Source organism: Myxococcus sp. AM011 (genome assembly GCF_013372595.1).
GTDB classification, from domain to species: Bacteria; Myxococcota; Myxococcia; order Myxococcales; family Myxococcaceae; genus Myxococcus; species Myxococcus eversor.
This window is the reverse complement of record NZ_JABXEM010000036.1, coordinates 22,315-35,452: the sequence shown is the minus strand read 5'-3', so window position 1 is coordinate 35,452 and position 13,138 is coordinate 22,315. Positions and strand designations below refer to the sequence as shown.

At 66.5% G+C, this 13,138-nt stretch carries 8 protein-coding genes; 3 read left to right on the top strand and 5 right to left on the bottom strand.

The window, feature by feature from the left end; translation table 11 throughout:
• Positions 1 to 110 precede the first annotated feature (110 nt).
• The 5 genes from HUW62_RS10165 to HUW62_RS10145 form a co-directional block, all read right to left on the bottom strand.
• Positions 111 to 680, bottom strand: a complete 570-nt coding sequence (locus tag HUW62_RS10165) for a hypothetical protein (RefSeq protein WP_163870217.1) — start codon at positions 678 to 680, stop codon at positions 111 to 113.
• 345 nt (positions 681 to 1,025) lie between these two features.
• On the bottom strand, positions 1,026 to 3,662 hold the full coding sequence (locus HUW62_RS10160; RefSeq protein ID WP_176434304.1) for a hypothetical protein: 2,637 nt from the start codon (positions 3,660 to 3,662) through the stop codon (positions 1,026 to 1,028).
• A 332-nt stretch (positions 3,663 to 3,994) separates the two neighbouring features.
• On the bottom strand, positions 3,995 to 5,476 hold the full coding sequence (locus HUW62_RS10155) for a sensor histidine kinase KdpD (RefSeq protein WP_176434303.1): 1,482 nt from the start codon (positions 5,474 to 5,476) through the stop codon (positions 3,995 to 3,997).
• Positions 5,476 to 7,641: an ATPase domain-containing protein gene (locus tag HUW62_RS10150; RefSeq protein ID WP_176434302.1), complete on the bottom strand. Its 2,166-nt coding sequence runs from the start codon at positions 7,639 to 7,641 to the stop codon at positions 5,476 to 5,478. The genes HUW62_RS10155 and HUW62_RS10150 overlap by 1 nt, the downstream gene beginning before the upstream one ends.
• The gene (locus HUW62_RS10145) at positions 7,638 to 8,087 is read right to left on the bottom strand and encodes a hypothetical protein (protein ID WP_163870221.1); all 450 of its coding nucleotides are present in this window, start codon (positions 8,085 to 8,087) and stop codon (positions 7,638 to 7,640) included. The genes HUW62_RS10150 and HUW62_RS10145 overlap by 4 nt, the downstream gene beginning before the upstream one ends.
• Positions 8,088 to 8,684: 597 nt before the next feature.
• On the opposite strand from HUW62_RS10145, the gene HUW62_RS10140 reads away from it, so the two are divergent.
• From HUW62_RS10140 to HUW62_RS10130, 3 genes are all read left to right on the top strand, one after another.
• Positions 8,685 to 9,977 carry an adenylate/guanylate cyclase domain-containing protein gene (locus HUW62_RS10140; RefSeq protein WP_176434301.1) on the top strand — a complete coding sequence of 431 codons (1,293 nt, stop codon included), beginning with the start codon at positions 8,685 to 8,687 and terminating at the stop codon, positions 9,975 to 9,977.
• A gap of 207 nt (positions 9,978 to 10,184) precedes the next feature.
• Positions 10,185 to 11,741 carry a hypothetical protein gene (locus tag HUW62_RS10135; protein WP_176434300.1) on the top strand — a complete coding sequence of 519 codons (1,557 nt, stop codon included), beginning with the start codon at positions 10,185 to 10,187 and terminating at the stop codon, positions 11,739 to 11,741.
• A gap of 608 nt (positions 11,742 to 12,349) precedes the next feature.
• On the top strand, positions 12,350 to 12,988 hold the full coding sequence (locus HUW62_RS10130; protein ID WP_163870224.1) for a hypothetical protein: 639 nt from the start codon (positions 12,350 to 12,352) through the stop codon (positions 12,986 to 12,988).
• The last annotated feature ends 150 nt before the right edge of the window (positions 12,989 to 13,138 follow it).

Below are 13,138 nucleotides of genomic sequence, written 5' to 3'. Positions count from 1 at the left end.
GTCATGTGTCGAATCACGCTCGAATCGAGAAGGAATGGGCGGGGGCCGGGCCCGTCGTGCGCCAATTGCGCACCGGCGTGCACAACCGCGAGACAGGTGCCGGCGGACGCTCACTTGCAGTCGCAGATGTAGGTGCCTGGTGAGCTCTCGGGGGAGGGGTTGGGGCGGATGGTGCAGGGCTCCTCACACACCTGCACGAGGCTGTACCTCAACAGAAGCGAAGCCTCGCAGTCGCTGTCAGGCAGTCCCTCGAACCGGCTCTCTGAAGTGAGCCCGCAGCTCGCCATGTCCGAATAGCGTGTCTTGTAGCGGACCTCGACGGGACCCACGTCACTCAACAGCTCCAGGGACATCCATCGCCGCAGCTCCGGACAGTCGTGGATGCCCACGGACTCCTTTTCGAAAGGGCGGTCCTTCGGAACCCTCTCGATGAAGAAGCCAATCGGCACTTCTCCTTCGCCTACCAGGGGATAGAAGAGGGTGTACTGGTCGGGCTCGTGCGTGAGCGGCACCTGCCCGAAATCGCCCGTGCTCCGCTTGGGCGTGCAGGTGTCGGACTCCCTCACCAGCTCGAGCTGATAGATGCCGTCCTTGCTCCCTTCGTTCTCGTCTTCACCGCCTCCGCATGCCGTGAGGGCCAGGGCCGCGAACATCACCAGGACAGTCGTGCGACAGTTCATCAGGGCACCAGGAAATGAGGGTGGTGGCGCACCGACGTGGACACGCTCCGAATATTCATCACGCTTTTCTTTGCCCAAGCAGCTTTGTCAATCTGTCACACGTTTCTGGGCGTGCATCCCATGGAGTGACAATTTGTCGCGTGAGAGGGTTCAGCGCGTGACGTGGTCGCCAAGGCCGCGAAGGTGCTCGCGCGGCGCTTCAATCAGTGGCCCTGAGAGGATGGGTCGCTGGAGGGCGTTCGGGATGCAGGCCTCCCGGCTGGATGAAGCAGGGGCCCCGGAGCGCCTGACCGTGCCCGAGGCCCCCCTCTTGTTCATGACGCAGGGGTCAGCCCGCTGGCCGTGCTACGGGAGGCGAACGAAGCGCAGGCCGTACCAGGAGCCGCCGATGCGGGTGCGACCGTAGAAGCTCCCGGCCTTCATCGAGTACTTGTAGTTGACCTGGGTGGGCGGGGTGCCCGGAGGCCCGGCGACGCCGCCATTCTTGATGTACCGGATGCCCGCATTCGCGTCGAACCACCAGGTGTTCTCGTGGCTGTAGCACTGGGTTTTCTCACCCTGGCCGGAGACCCACCTGAGCTTGTGCGCTTCGTTGATGTCACTCACCATCTTGGTGTGCGCCGCGTACCGCGTGTTGTAGGTCGAGTCGATGGCATCCATGACGTGCCGCTCGATGGTCTTCCAGATGTTGGTGTAGACATTTCCGATGAGCGTGTTGATGGCCCCGCTGATCCAACCCGCGACATCCTGAGTGGTGATGGGGCCACCAGGGCCGGGAGGATTGAGATTCACGGCGATGTTCGCCGCCTTCACCACCCAGTTGCCAATCTTGTAGTCAGCCAGACTGCTGAGCTTCGGCTTGACGAGGGTGTTGAAGTATTGGGGATAGGGAACGATGTAGCTGGTCTCGAGCTTCATGTTGTCCATTCCCACGACGAGCTCGTCGCCGTAGGACGGTCCCCAGTATCCGATGCCCAAGAAGCGCTTCTTGCGCTGCAGCTTGGCCTTGATGTCGATCTTGTGGAACCCGATTTCAATGCCGAGAATCTTGAACTGGAAGCCGGGTGACTGGGCCTTGAAGACGAAGCGCCTGTTGTCGGGCATGCCGACCGACTCGGAGCGACTGAAGTTCGAGCCGACCGTGTAGACGGGCATGTTGAACGCAGGCGGCGTCTGGTTGCAGCTGGCCGGTGGCGTGCTGGCGCCGTCGCAGATCCACTCCTGGAGGCCGGTGCCGGAGTACGTCTGAGTACAGCCCGCGGTGTTCCACAGGTTGGGGGGCTTGGCGGTGACGGGCACCGCGGTGACCGAGCTCGTCCCCGGGAAGAACTTCCGACAGTACGTGAGCGGCGCGATGCTGGCGCCCGAGCTGCAATCGGAGTCCTTGAGCCAGGCTCCGCCCGCGGCCTTGTGCGCGTTGACCTTGCCGGACCAATACGAGATTCGACCCAGCTCCGTGCCCTTGTCGCCCAGCGCCCGGACCCGCGAGTCATCCTCTGCCTGGGGTGCGCCCCGTTGCCGACCGAGGAAGTCCGCGACCTGTGCAGCCCCACTCGCCGCGGAGGGCTCTCCGGCGAAGTCCGCCATGGTCAGCGCGGTGCCGCCGCCGCCGCCGCCGCCGCCCTCGGCATCGACGCCGAGCAACTTCACCGACGGCGTGCCGAAGTTTCCAACCGTGCGGATGACCCCCGGCAGGACTTGATACGAGCCGTTGGGGAGGGCGACCTCTCCTGGAATCGACAGGAAGTTGGGGTCGGTGTTCATCGCATAGGCATGGGTGTTGAACCAGGCGCGATAGGCGGGAATGGACGCCGCGTCGACCTGGAACACGCCCAGGTTGGTGAGCTGGTAGAGCTGGCCTTCGATCATCACCTGGAGGTCCTTGTCGACGATGCGACGCAGGGTGTCGTCCTCGGCGAGGAAGGCCTTGAGGTCATCGACGAACTCGGCGTAGTCGACGTCGACGATGGCATTCCCCGGCTGCTCTCCCGGGCGGGCGTTGTCCAGATACGTCTTCGCGCTCACGAACCCGGCCGGCGGCATCTGGTCCTGACCGGGCGCCGCGGTGATGGTGTAGACGACCGTTCCCTGGCAGTCGCCCGTCGAGAAGCAGCCGAGCCGTACCTCGAACGTGCCCGTGCGGTCCGCGGTGTACGTGATGCGACTGCCGTGGTCGCTGCAGGCGTCGTCACTGCCGAAGATGTCGACATTGCCGTCGGCGTCGATGAGCTTCAGGTACGTGTCACCCACCAGGCCCGAGCCCGTGAGGCCGCAGGTGCCAACGTCGAGCACCTGCCCCTGCGTCAGGTTGAGGACCAGGGTGGAATAGTTGGCACTGGCGTTGTTCGTGTTCGAGCCCGTGAAGGTCCGTGCGCCGATGAGCGCCCCGTTCGCGTCGGGTGACAGGACCGAGTAGCTGACGCTGCCGCTGCAGGCGCCGGCTGAATAGCAGCCCATCCGGACTTCGTAGACCCCGTCGCTGGGGGCCGTGTAGGAGATGCGGCTGCCAGTGCCGCCGCAGGCGTCATCGCTGGACGCGACCTCGGAGCCCCCGACGAGCGACAGGCGAAGGAGGGTGTCTCCCGTGAAGGAGGCGCCGTCCAGGTCGCAGGTGCCGACCTCGAACAGTTGTCCGGCGTACAGCCTCACCAGGAAGCTCGGGGCGTTGGTGGTGGTGCTTGCCGTGGCGGAGGCGCTGAAGGGGGTGAGGCCGCTGCTGCCGGTGCTGGTGGCGCTCCCGCCGGTGACTGAATCCATCGCGGCGTAGAAGGCGATGAAGTTGCTGGCCGTCCCGAAGTTCAAGACGCCATTCGGGAAGTTGCTGTCCACGAGCACCGTGGGTGCCGTCCATGGGCGCGGCGGATAGACGCCATCCAGGTCGATGGAGCCGCTGGCGGCTTGGAGCCGGGAGGAAGGTTCTTCTGGAGCAACAGCCTCTTCGCCGCCACAGGCCAGCAGCCCGAGCGTACAGACTGCAATCAATAACGTTCTCACACGAGTTGTCTCTGGGTTCCGCATGGAGTCTCCGCTGGAAGCCGGCGCGAGCCACGGTATGTCCGTAACTGATGCAACTGTGGAACCGCCGGGAGACCGCCCATACCCTATTTCAGGAGACACGCCAGGACGGCTCGGAGATGTCACGGCGGGCATGCCAGGTGTGGTGCCTGTTTTGACATTCCGAATCGCCCGGGATACCGCGCGCGACCCCGCGGAGGCCCAGGGAGGGATGCCGGCTCCCGCGGGGTCGGCCCTGGACAGGGCTCAGTCGATGCGGTTCGCCAGGACTGCTCCCCAGGGACTGCCTGGGAGCGGCGTCACGACGTGGCGACCGTGCCGACGTCCTCGACCAGGGGAACCGTGAAGCGGAACGTCGCGCCGTGTCCCCAGTCGCTCTCCGCCCAGATGCGGCCGCCGTGTGCTTCGATGATTCCGCTCGAGATGGCGAGCCCCAGGCCCATCCCCTCGTACCGCGCCTCGTCGCTGCGCCAGTACCGGTCGAACAGGTGCTTGAGGTCCTCGGCCCGAATCCCTGGACCCGTGTCCGCGACCGCGAACATGCACTCGTGCTCGCGCGCCTCGGCCGTGACGGTGATGCTCCCGCCCTCCGCTGTGACCTTGGTGGCGTTGCCGACCAGATTGGCCAGGACCTGGAGGATGCGGTCCTTGTCGCAAAGAATGAGCAGGGGGCGAGGCGCGACCTCGGCGGTCAGGGTCAGTCGTTGTTCCTGCGCGATGCGCTCGAAGCTCGCCAGCGTCTCGTTGACCAGCGTGCCCGCGTCATTCGGCTGATGCTTGATGGAGAGGTGCCCGCGCTCGATGTTCGCGAAGTCGAGCAGGTCGCTGATGAGCCGCATCATGCGCTCGGCCGCGCGTTGGATTCGCTCGACCCCCTGGGGAACGGGAAGCTCGGTTCGCCGCTTCGCGGCGGCACCCTGCTGTGCGAGCGCCCCGGTGGTCATGATGATGGTCGACAGGGGAGTCTTCAGGTCGTGAGACACCACCCTGAGGATCTGCTCACGCTCTCTCACCGCGACCTGCGCCTGTTGGTACAGGCGGGCGTTCTCCCTGGCGAGCGCCTCGTATCTGTCACTCGAATTCTCGGCGACAAGGCGGCCCCGGTCAGCCACGGCGCCTCGTGCCTCCGCCTCGGCACGCTCCTCCTCGGCGTCCTCGCGCCGTGTGATGTCTTTGCGCCACGCGCGGTCACGTTCGAGCGCGATCGCGAGCTGATTGGCGATGGCATTGACGAAGACCAGGTCCTTCTTGTCGAGGGAGAGGGCTCCTTCGAGTTGAAGGGCTCCGAAGAGCGAGTGCTGGGCCACCACGAGCGGGATGACGATGAACCGCTTCTCATGGTCCCCTCCCAACTGCGCCTGCCAGGGCAACAGGGTCTTTCCCGGTTGCTCACTGAGGCCGAGCGACTCGGTCGACTTCGCCCCGACGAGGTAGGCGTAGGAGGCCTCCGCGTGTTCCTTGACCGCTCGCAGCCGTTCGGAGTCACGAAGCTCGGACGGCCAGATGATCATCCTCGAGTGGCCGTTCTCCGTCTCGATGAGGACCGCGCTGTGCAAGGGCAGCGACTTCGCGACGATGCCAAGCGCCGGGTCGAAGGACTCCGCGACGCTCTCGAAGCTCGCGAAGAGCTTGCTGATTTCATACAGGTGCTCGAGCCGCCGGTAGGCCTGCTCCAGGCTCGCGAGCGAAGGGTCTAAGGGGGGTGGGTCCCGCGTGCGCTGCCCGTCCGTCGCTGCTCGCGAATCAGGGGACGGGCCCTTCTTTCGCCGACCAGAGCTCATCAGCGCCTCGTGTCTTCGTGGGCTGCCCAGGAAGGCGTCTGGAGCTCGCTCACGGACGAACCGATTCGCAGCCCTCCCCGGGCGACTGTCATGAAGTGGGTGCGGCGATCATGCTCACTGCCGCGCGTCTTCACGACCGTCAGCGTAGGCGCCAGCCGGCCCGCTGCCTCCTCGTAGCGCAGCATGAGCAGGTTGTCGGCGATGGGGGAGAGCCCCTGGTCGGTGACTCGCTCCATGGAGAAGAGCGAGGACGACTCGAGCGTGAGGACGCTGGTGATGCCGAGGGTCTTGAAGCGGACCACCAGCTTGTAGAGGACGTGACGGAACTCGTCGATGGGTGTGTGGGCCGTCAGCAACTGCGTCGCGGCGTCGAGCACGACGCGTGAGGCCTTCAGCGCCTTGATGCGGTCCGACAGCACGGTCAGGAACTGGCCCGCGCGCAGGTGCTCCCGGGAGACGTAGAGCACCTGGATGAGGCCCGCGTCGAGCTGCGCGCGCAGCGGCAATCCCAGGGCCTCGGCGCTGGCGAGCAGTTGCTCGGGCCCTTCCTCCATCGACACATGGAGGCCCGGCTCCCCGACCCTGGCGCCCTCCAGGAGGAACTGGATTCCGAAGGTGCTCTTGCCCACGCCCGCGCTGCCGGAGACGAGGGTGGCGCTTCGTCTGAGCAGCCCACCGCCCATCAGCCCGTCGAGTCCGGGAGTGCCGGAGCCCAATCGGGAGGAGATCTCCAGCGCGGGGGGAGGGGCCTCCACGCGGAGCTCTTCCCCGTAACGAGGGAAGATGGAGACCCCCCCGGCGCCAATGGCCATGGCGTGTCGGCCCTTGAGGTGAGCGGTGTTGCGGAGCTTGTACACCTCGACGTAGCGCTCGCGCTCCAGGCCCTCCTCCGTGGAGCTGAGGATGATGACGCCGTCCACCACGGTCTCCTCGACGCCCCTCCGGCTGACCTGATGGGAGCCGTAGGGGATGTCGGTGGGGAAGAGGCCGACGGCCTGGGCGTTCTGGACGATGCTGCAGAGGTGGAAGATCTTCTCGCGGCTGAGCTGCGGGTCCGTCACCTTGTCCAGGAACACGGAGACGGAGTCGATGACCACGCGCCGGGCCTTCATGGCCTTGATGCGCTCGCGAATCATCAGGAGGTGGGCCTCCACCATGATGTCGGGCTGGGGGATGAAGATGATCTCCACCATGCCGCGCTCAATCTCCCGGTCGAGCTCCCAGCCGAGGCCCTTCGCGGCGGCGCGCAGGCGCTCCTCGCTCTCCTCGAAGGAGAAGAGGATGCCCTTCTCGCCCGCGAGCGCGCCCCGGTAGATGAACTCGAGGGAGAGGACGGTCTTTCCGGTGCCCGCGACGCCGCTGAGCAGGAGGCTCGACCCCCAGGGGATGCCGGGCCCGAGAATCTCGTCGAGCTTGGGGATGTGCGTCTTGCAACGCTCCTGTGACTCCTCCGGAATCGACTCGCGTTTGATGGCCTCGCGGGGAGCGAACAGCTCCAGGCCGCTGGAGGTGATGAGGAAGGGATGCTCGTCCCGGCTGTGGTCCGTCCCCCGCATCTTGACGATTCGGAAGAAGCGCTGCTGCTCGCCCTGGGACACGCGCTGGGAGAGGACGAGGAGGCCGTCGACGATGGAGAAGAGGGGATTGTTCTCGTAGTCGGCGGGCCCGTACTCGCCGAGGAGCAGCGCGGTGGTCTCCCACGCCATCAGGTTCACGGCGATTTCATAGCCGAACGTCCGGAGCTCCTCCCTCGAAGTCGCCAGGTCGTCAAAGGCCTTGAAGCTGTCGATGACGACGATGTCTGGCTTGACCTGCTTGAGGTTGTCCATGATGAGCGTGAGGGCCGCATCGAAGCTCTTCAGCCGCAGCATGGCGCCGAGGTCCACGAACTGGACGCCCTCCTCGAACTTCTTCGGGTCGAAGAACGAGAACTGCTGGAGGTGTCGCAGCGTCTTCGCGGTCGGCTCGGAGAGGGTGTTGAAGGCGAGGACGCGGTGGGAGGCCGAGGCGTTGTGGAAGCAGAGCTGCTGGGTGAGGGTCGTCTTGCCCGAGCCGGGCGGGCCGCACACGGCGGTGACGGAGCCCTTGGGCAGGCCGCCCTTGAAGAGTTCATCGAGGTTGGGGACGCCCGTCTGGAGGCGCGGGATTTCGAATCGCTTCGTCATGAAGTTGTGTCCTCGCCCGCGGCGACGCGTGGACGAACCGCCTCCGGAAGTGCGACTTTGGAGAGCTCCGCATGCAGCTCCGGCGTCAAGATTTCAGCGGTCAGGTTGCCGAGCACGGTGAGGAACTCCACGAGCACGAATCGGCTGCCCTCCCTCAACCCGGAGTCGTCCCCGGCGCGGATCCGCTCCCGAAGCGCTCCGAAATGCAGCCCCGTCGGCCGTTCGACCTTGAGGGAGGAGAAGAGCGGGAACTGCTCGGAGGCATTGTGCAGAACGCGTCCAGCGATGGCGGTCAGGGTCACTTCTCCCAGCGTGGTCAACGTCTGTTTCCAGAGCACCGTGAGTGCCGCTTCGAAGAGCTGGAGAAAAGCCTCTGTCGACAGATTCCCACCGGCTCGGTCGAGCCAGGCGTCGACACAGGCCGCGTGCTGACCTTCATCAAGCAAGGCTTCCCCCAGCCGCCCGAGCGACCCGCGCCTCTGCTGGACGGGCGTCGCCCCCGCCCTGAAGGCGGCACGTTCTCTGCGTGGTGGAGGGGGGGCCTGAAATGTTCTGAATGCCCATCGCGTGATTTCCCGCTCTCGTCATTTTAGACGTCCCGCCGGGGTAGACCGGGGCCGTACGGGCTGCGGCTCAGGTGGGCGAACGAATGCGTCAGCCCGCGTGAGTCGCGGGCCTGGGACTCCGAGGCAATATAGGGTCGATTATTTATCGATGAGCGGTTGACAGGCGGAATGTGCGCCTATTCGTATGCCAGTCAATACGACAAGGTGGGTCGCAAGGGCTCCACCGCCCGACCTCCAGGAATGTTCCGCTGCCGAGCGCCGCGCCGTGCTCGAGCGGAGCCGAGGAGGTCCGCTGACGGGGCCGGCCGAGCGGCCGCTTCGGGAGCAGCCTGCCCCTGCCGCGCTCCCCTCGGGTGCGTAGCAGGGCTCGGACCTCCTGGCTGTATTCCTCTCAAGGCTGAGACGTGGGATTTGCGTCTGTGATTGCTGGATACAGGCGCGATGACCCGGGGCGACCTCTGATAACATGAAGAACACATGGTATCGAAGCTCGTGACGCCTCTTCCCGAACCGGCTGAGCCGGACCTGTCCATCGCCTTCGAGCGCAACCTCCTCGACGAGCAGATTCGCGTGGCGAGGCGCCTGGGGGCGCTGCGTTTCGTGGGAGTGCTCGCCTGGCTCTGCCTGAGCGTGAGCCTTTCGTGGCCCGCGTCCCCGGTGGCGCTGGGCGGATACCTGGTGCTCGCGGGGGTGCTCTGGGCGGTGGCGGCGGGCTTCGTCCGCTCGTGCCGGTATGCGGGCATGGCCGTGGCGCTGGTGGACGCGCCCATGGTCTTCCTCCAGCAATACGTCACCCTCCAGGGCGGAGTGCCCACGGACCTCGTGGGTCCCCTGGCCTGCGGGGTGTACTGCGCGCTCCTCGCGCTGTCGGTGTTGTCGCTGGACGTGGGCATCGTGGCGCTGTGCGCGGTGATGAGCATGGGCTTCACCGTCGCCCTGACGCAGATGGGCCCGCCAGGCGTGTGGAGCCTCGCTCCAACGCTCGTCGCCATCCTGGGTGTCACGGCGCTGGCGCTCGGTTACGCCACGCACCGCATCCAGCGTCTCTTGCACGGCATCTCCCGCGAGCAGTCCCGGTTGGAGCGGCTGGGGCGCTACTTCTCCCCGGAGGTGGCCCGCCATATCGCCGAGCGGGGCACGGGACTGGCGAATGGCCAGCATCGCGAGGTGACGCTGCTGTTCTCGGACATCCGTGACTTCACCTCCATGTCCGAGCAGATGGACAGCCCCCGGGTGGTGGCGTTGCTCAACGAGTACCTGACGCGCATGGTGGAGGTGGTGTTCCGCCATGGCGGGACGCTCGACAAGTTCATCGGCGACGGCATCCTCGCGTACTTCGGCGCGCCGTTGGACCACCCGGACCATGCGCGCGCGGCGGTGGCGTGCGGGCTGGAGATGCTCGATGCGCTGACGGCGCTCAACACGGAGCGCGTGGCGCGGGGCGAGGAGGCGTTGCGCATTGGCATCGGCATCCACACCGGGCGCGTCGTCGTGGGGGACGTGGGCAGCACGCAGCGGCGCGAGTACACGGTGATTGGCGACGCGGTGAACCTGGCCAGCCGCATCGAAGGGCTCACCAAGCAGGTGGGAACGCCGCTGCTCGTGTCCGCGGCCACGCGCGCCAACGCAGGAGAGACCTTCACCTGGTCCCCAGCGGCCCCGGTTGCGGTGAAGGGCAAGAGCGAGCCGGTGGCCACCTTCGTGCCCGGCGCGGGCATCGCGCTGCCGGTGGCGCCTCCGGTTGGGCGGGTCGTCATCCCGCACGGGTGAGGGGGACGTCGGCTCCGCCTCTCTCCAGTTCGTCCCCGGCCCCACTCCTGGCGGGGCCGCTGCTCGCGCGACTTCTCGGGAGCGTGGGCGATTGGGAGAGGCCCCGCGCACTCAGTTCGTCCCAGTCGGTGGATCGGACTCCTTCGCTCATGCGTTGGTTCGCTGTCCCTCGACCCAAGGACTTCCGTGCTCGCTCATGTGTTGCTGATGACCCTCCTCTCCGCGACACCTCCGGAGAAGGAGCCCCCATCGGCCTGTGCGGGGCCGGTGAGCGAGGAGGAACTCGAAGAAGAGAGCCTCCTGACCCACCCCTACTGGAAGGAGTGGCTCACGGAGGTCAGGGTCAAGTCCGTCGAGGGTTCAGGCTCCCGTGAGGAGCTCGAGCTGTCCTTCACCGCCGTTCATCCTCGGTCCGACGCGCCCCCTCGTTTCCGCGCGCCGTTGGCGCTGCCGCCGCCGTTGACGGGAGCGCTGACGGTGACGTTCGCCCCCTCCGCGCGGAAGCGGGAAGGCGATACCTGCATCCAGATGTCGCTCACGACGGACCCCGACCGACAGGTGTTGCGAGAACTGACGATGGAGAACGCGCCGTTGCGGTTCCGGGCCTCCGTGAAGAACGCGGGCCTCCCCCTCCTGGACGTCACCTGGGAGGGCCAGGAGCTTACCTACAGGGAGGAAGCGGCCCACGGGCAGAGGGCTCTCTTCATTCCCTCTCCACCCACGGCTCAGTCAGGGCTCAGGGACCGCCTCCAAGTCCTGCTCGGAGATGCCCGTGCCTTCACCCAGGTCTTCGAGTCGCAGGACGAGCACGGGATGGCGCTCCTGTCGCTCACGGAGTTCGGCCTCACCTGGGAGAAGCTCCTGCGGTCTTCTCCTCCCGCGCGGGTCTCACGAGATTGGCGCCAACTGGTGCTGGAACTGATTCACAAGGACCTGGCCGGCCCGCTGGACCCAAGAGATACAAGGCGCGCGGAGAGAGTCAGGATGCTCGAATCGCTGCTCCCCCTCCAGGTCGACGCATCCGCCGAGCCGCTCTGGGGACCGCTTCTTCGCGCCTGGGCTGCTCGCCTGCGGCCTCCCTCCCGTCCTCGGGCCTCCATCGGCCAGGCCGCGCTGAGCCTCGTGCCCGCGGCCGGCGGGAACGGGACGAATGGCTCCATCGATGAGGTCTGGGTCGACGGCCGGCGCATCCTGTGCCCTGGTTGCTCCGAGCCGACCTTGAAGGGCGTCACCACCGCCATGCTCGACGTCCCCCCGGAGCGTGCCGTTCGGCTGTGGGTGCGCTGGAAGAACATGGATGGTTTCCAGGAGAGCGAGGAGTGGATGCCCCTGCTTCCCGGCACGCGCTACCGACTGCGCTACGCCTGGCTCTTCCGCTCCGCCAGCGATCAGAAAGGTCGCATCGACATCGAGCCCGAGTCTGGAGCTCGCGGAGAGCAGCCCGCGTGCGTCACCATCGAGGCGTCGGCACAAGTGGCTCCTGGACTGGGTTGGGCGGAGCTTCGAAATGCCTATGAGTCCGAGGTGGGGCCACCGTCGGGCGCGCGTCTGGTCGCCTTCGGCGCGTCGCTGCCTGCCACATCGAAGAAACACCGCCTGGCCATCTTCCCGGTGCGCGGCGCGACGGAGCTGACGCGAGACCTGTGGACGATGCTGCCCGTTCACTACGTTCATGCGGGGAGCTATCGGCTCGTACTGGAGAAGGACGGCACCGTGCGGCTCCGCTTCTCTCCCGAGGCCGTAGACTGCGCAGCTGGGCCCTGAGCATGTTGACGCACGGCCCGGAGGTCGTTCGACTCCGGACCGCATGCGCTCTCCTGGGACTGCTTCCGTGCGTCGCGCGGCCTCGCCGGAAGGGGAGCCCCCTACAGACAGTCCGCGAGGCACGCCGTCGTACACGCCGGGTCGTTGGTGCCGCACCGCTGGCGACAGAATCGATTGCAGAGGCAGGCCTGATTGTCCTCACAAGCCTGGGCGCTCACGTTGGAGTCGGCCTCCGCTGGCTGTTCGCTCACAGGGACTTGCGACTCCTCGGGCAGCGGTGCTCCACATCCAACCATCAGACCGAGCGCCGTCACTGCGGCCAACCACATGCCTGCTCTCTTCATTCTGTCGTTCCTGGTGGAGCGCGCGTGAGTGCGCGACCACGATTGTAAGGCCAGACAGCTCGCGAGGGCCAGGGTTGCGGTGTCGGCAATCACTGGAGGTCTGATGCGTTCTTGTGCGGTGGCTGACGCTCGTGGGCTGACGCACCGTCCTATTCGCATGGCTGGCTTTGACAAATCGGCCTTGCTCATGGGGCCGATTTCGCCGTCTATGCGGGCGTCGTCCTGCGTGACCTGGGGGCGCCGTCGGGCCTGTCCGGCTTCGGTGTGTCCGCGCTCGCGTTCGAGGGCGGCGGCAAGGGCTGGAAGCTCAAGGAGGTCAGCGGCCCCGAGGGCCTGGACCTAGTGGACGGCGTGGTGCACGACGGCGTCCTCTTCGGGCTCTGTTCACAGAACGGCCTGGGGCGCCTGGTGCCCGAGGGCAAGGGCCTGAGCCTCGAACTCGTTAGGGAAGGGCAGTCCGGCCTGCGCGGCCTCTTCTCCCACGGGGGCACGCTCTTCGCTTTCGGCCGCGATGGTGTGTGGATGCTCCAGGACGGAGCCCTGGTGCGGCGTCATGCCTCGCGCGCTCAAGTGCGGAGCATGTGTGCGGCACCCGAGCAGGGCGTCTACCTGCACACGGACGCGCACGCCTGGTACCTGCCTCGGAAGGGCAGGGCCCGGAAGCTCCCGCTCCCCAAGGGCGGCATCCACTCGCTGGCCTTCTTCAAGAACCGGCTGTTTGTCAGTGTCGGAGAAAAGGTGCTCCGGATGGAGAAGCACCGCGGCGTCGCTCTGAAGCTGCCCGCCCCCGCTCCTGGCTTCGCCAACCTCGTCGTCGCTGGCGGTCGGCTGTGGACGGTGTTCCCCCACCATCTGGCGTCATCGAGCGACGGGAAGCGCTTCGAGCCCATCGCGTTTCGCTGAATCAGCAGGAAAAGACTCACAAGCGCCGGAGGTCTCCCGAAGCCCCGGGCATTTCCGGCCGCATGGATTGGGCCGGACTGCCGCGCCGTACGCTCGCGTTGTACATTTTTGCCTGCGCTCGTCGTGATGCCAGGCGTCGAGGGTTGCCAG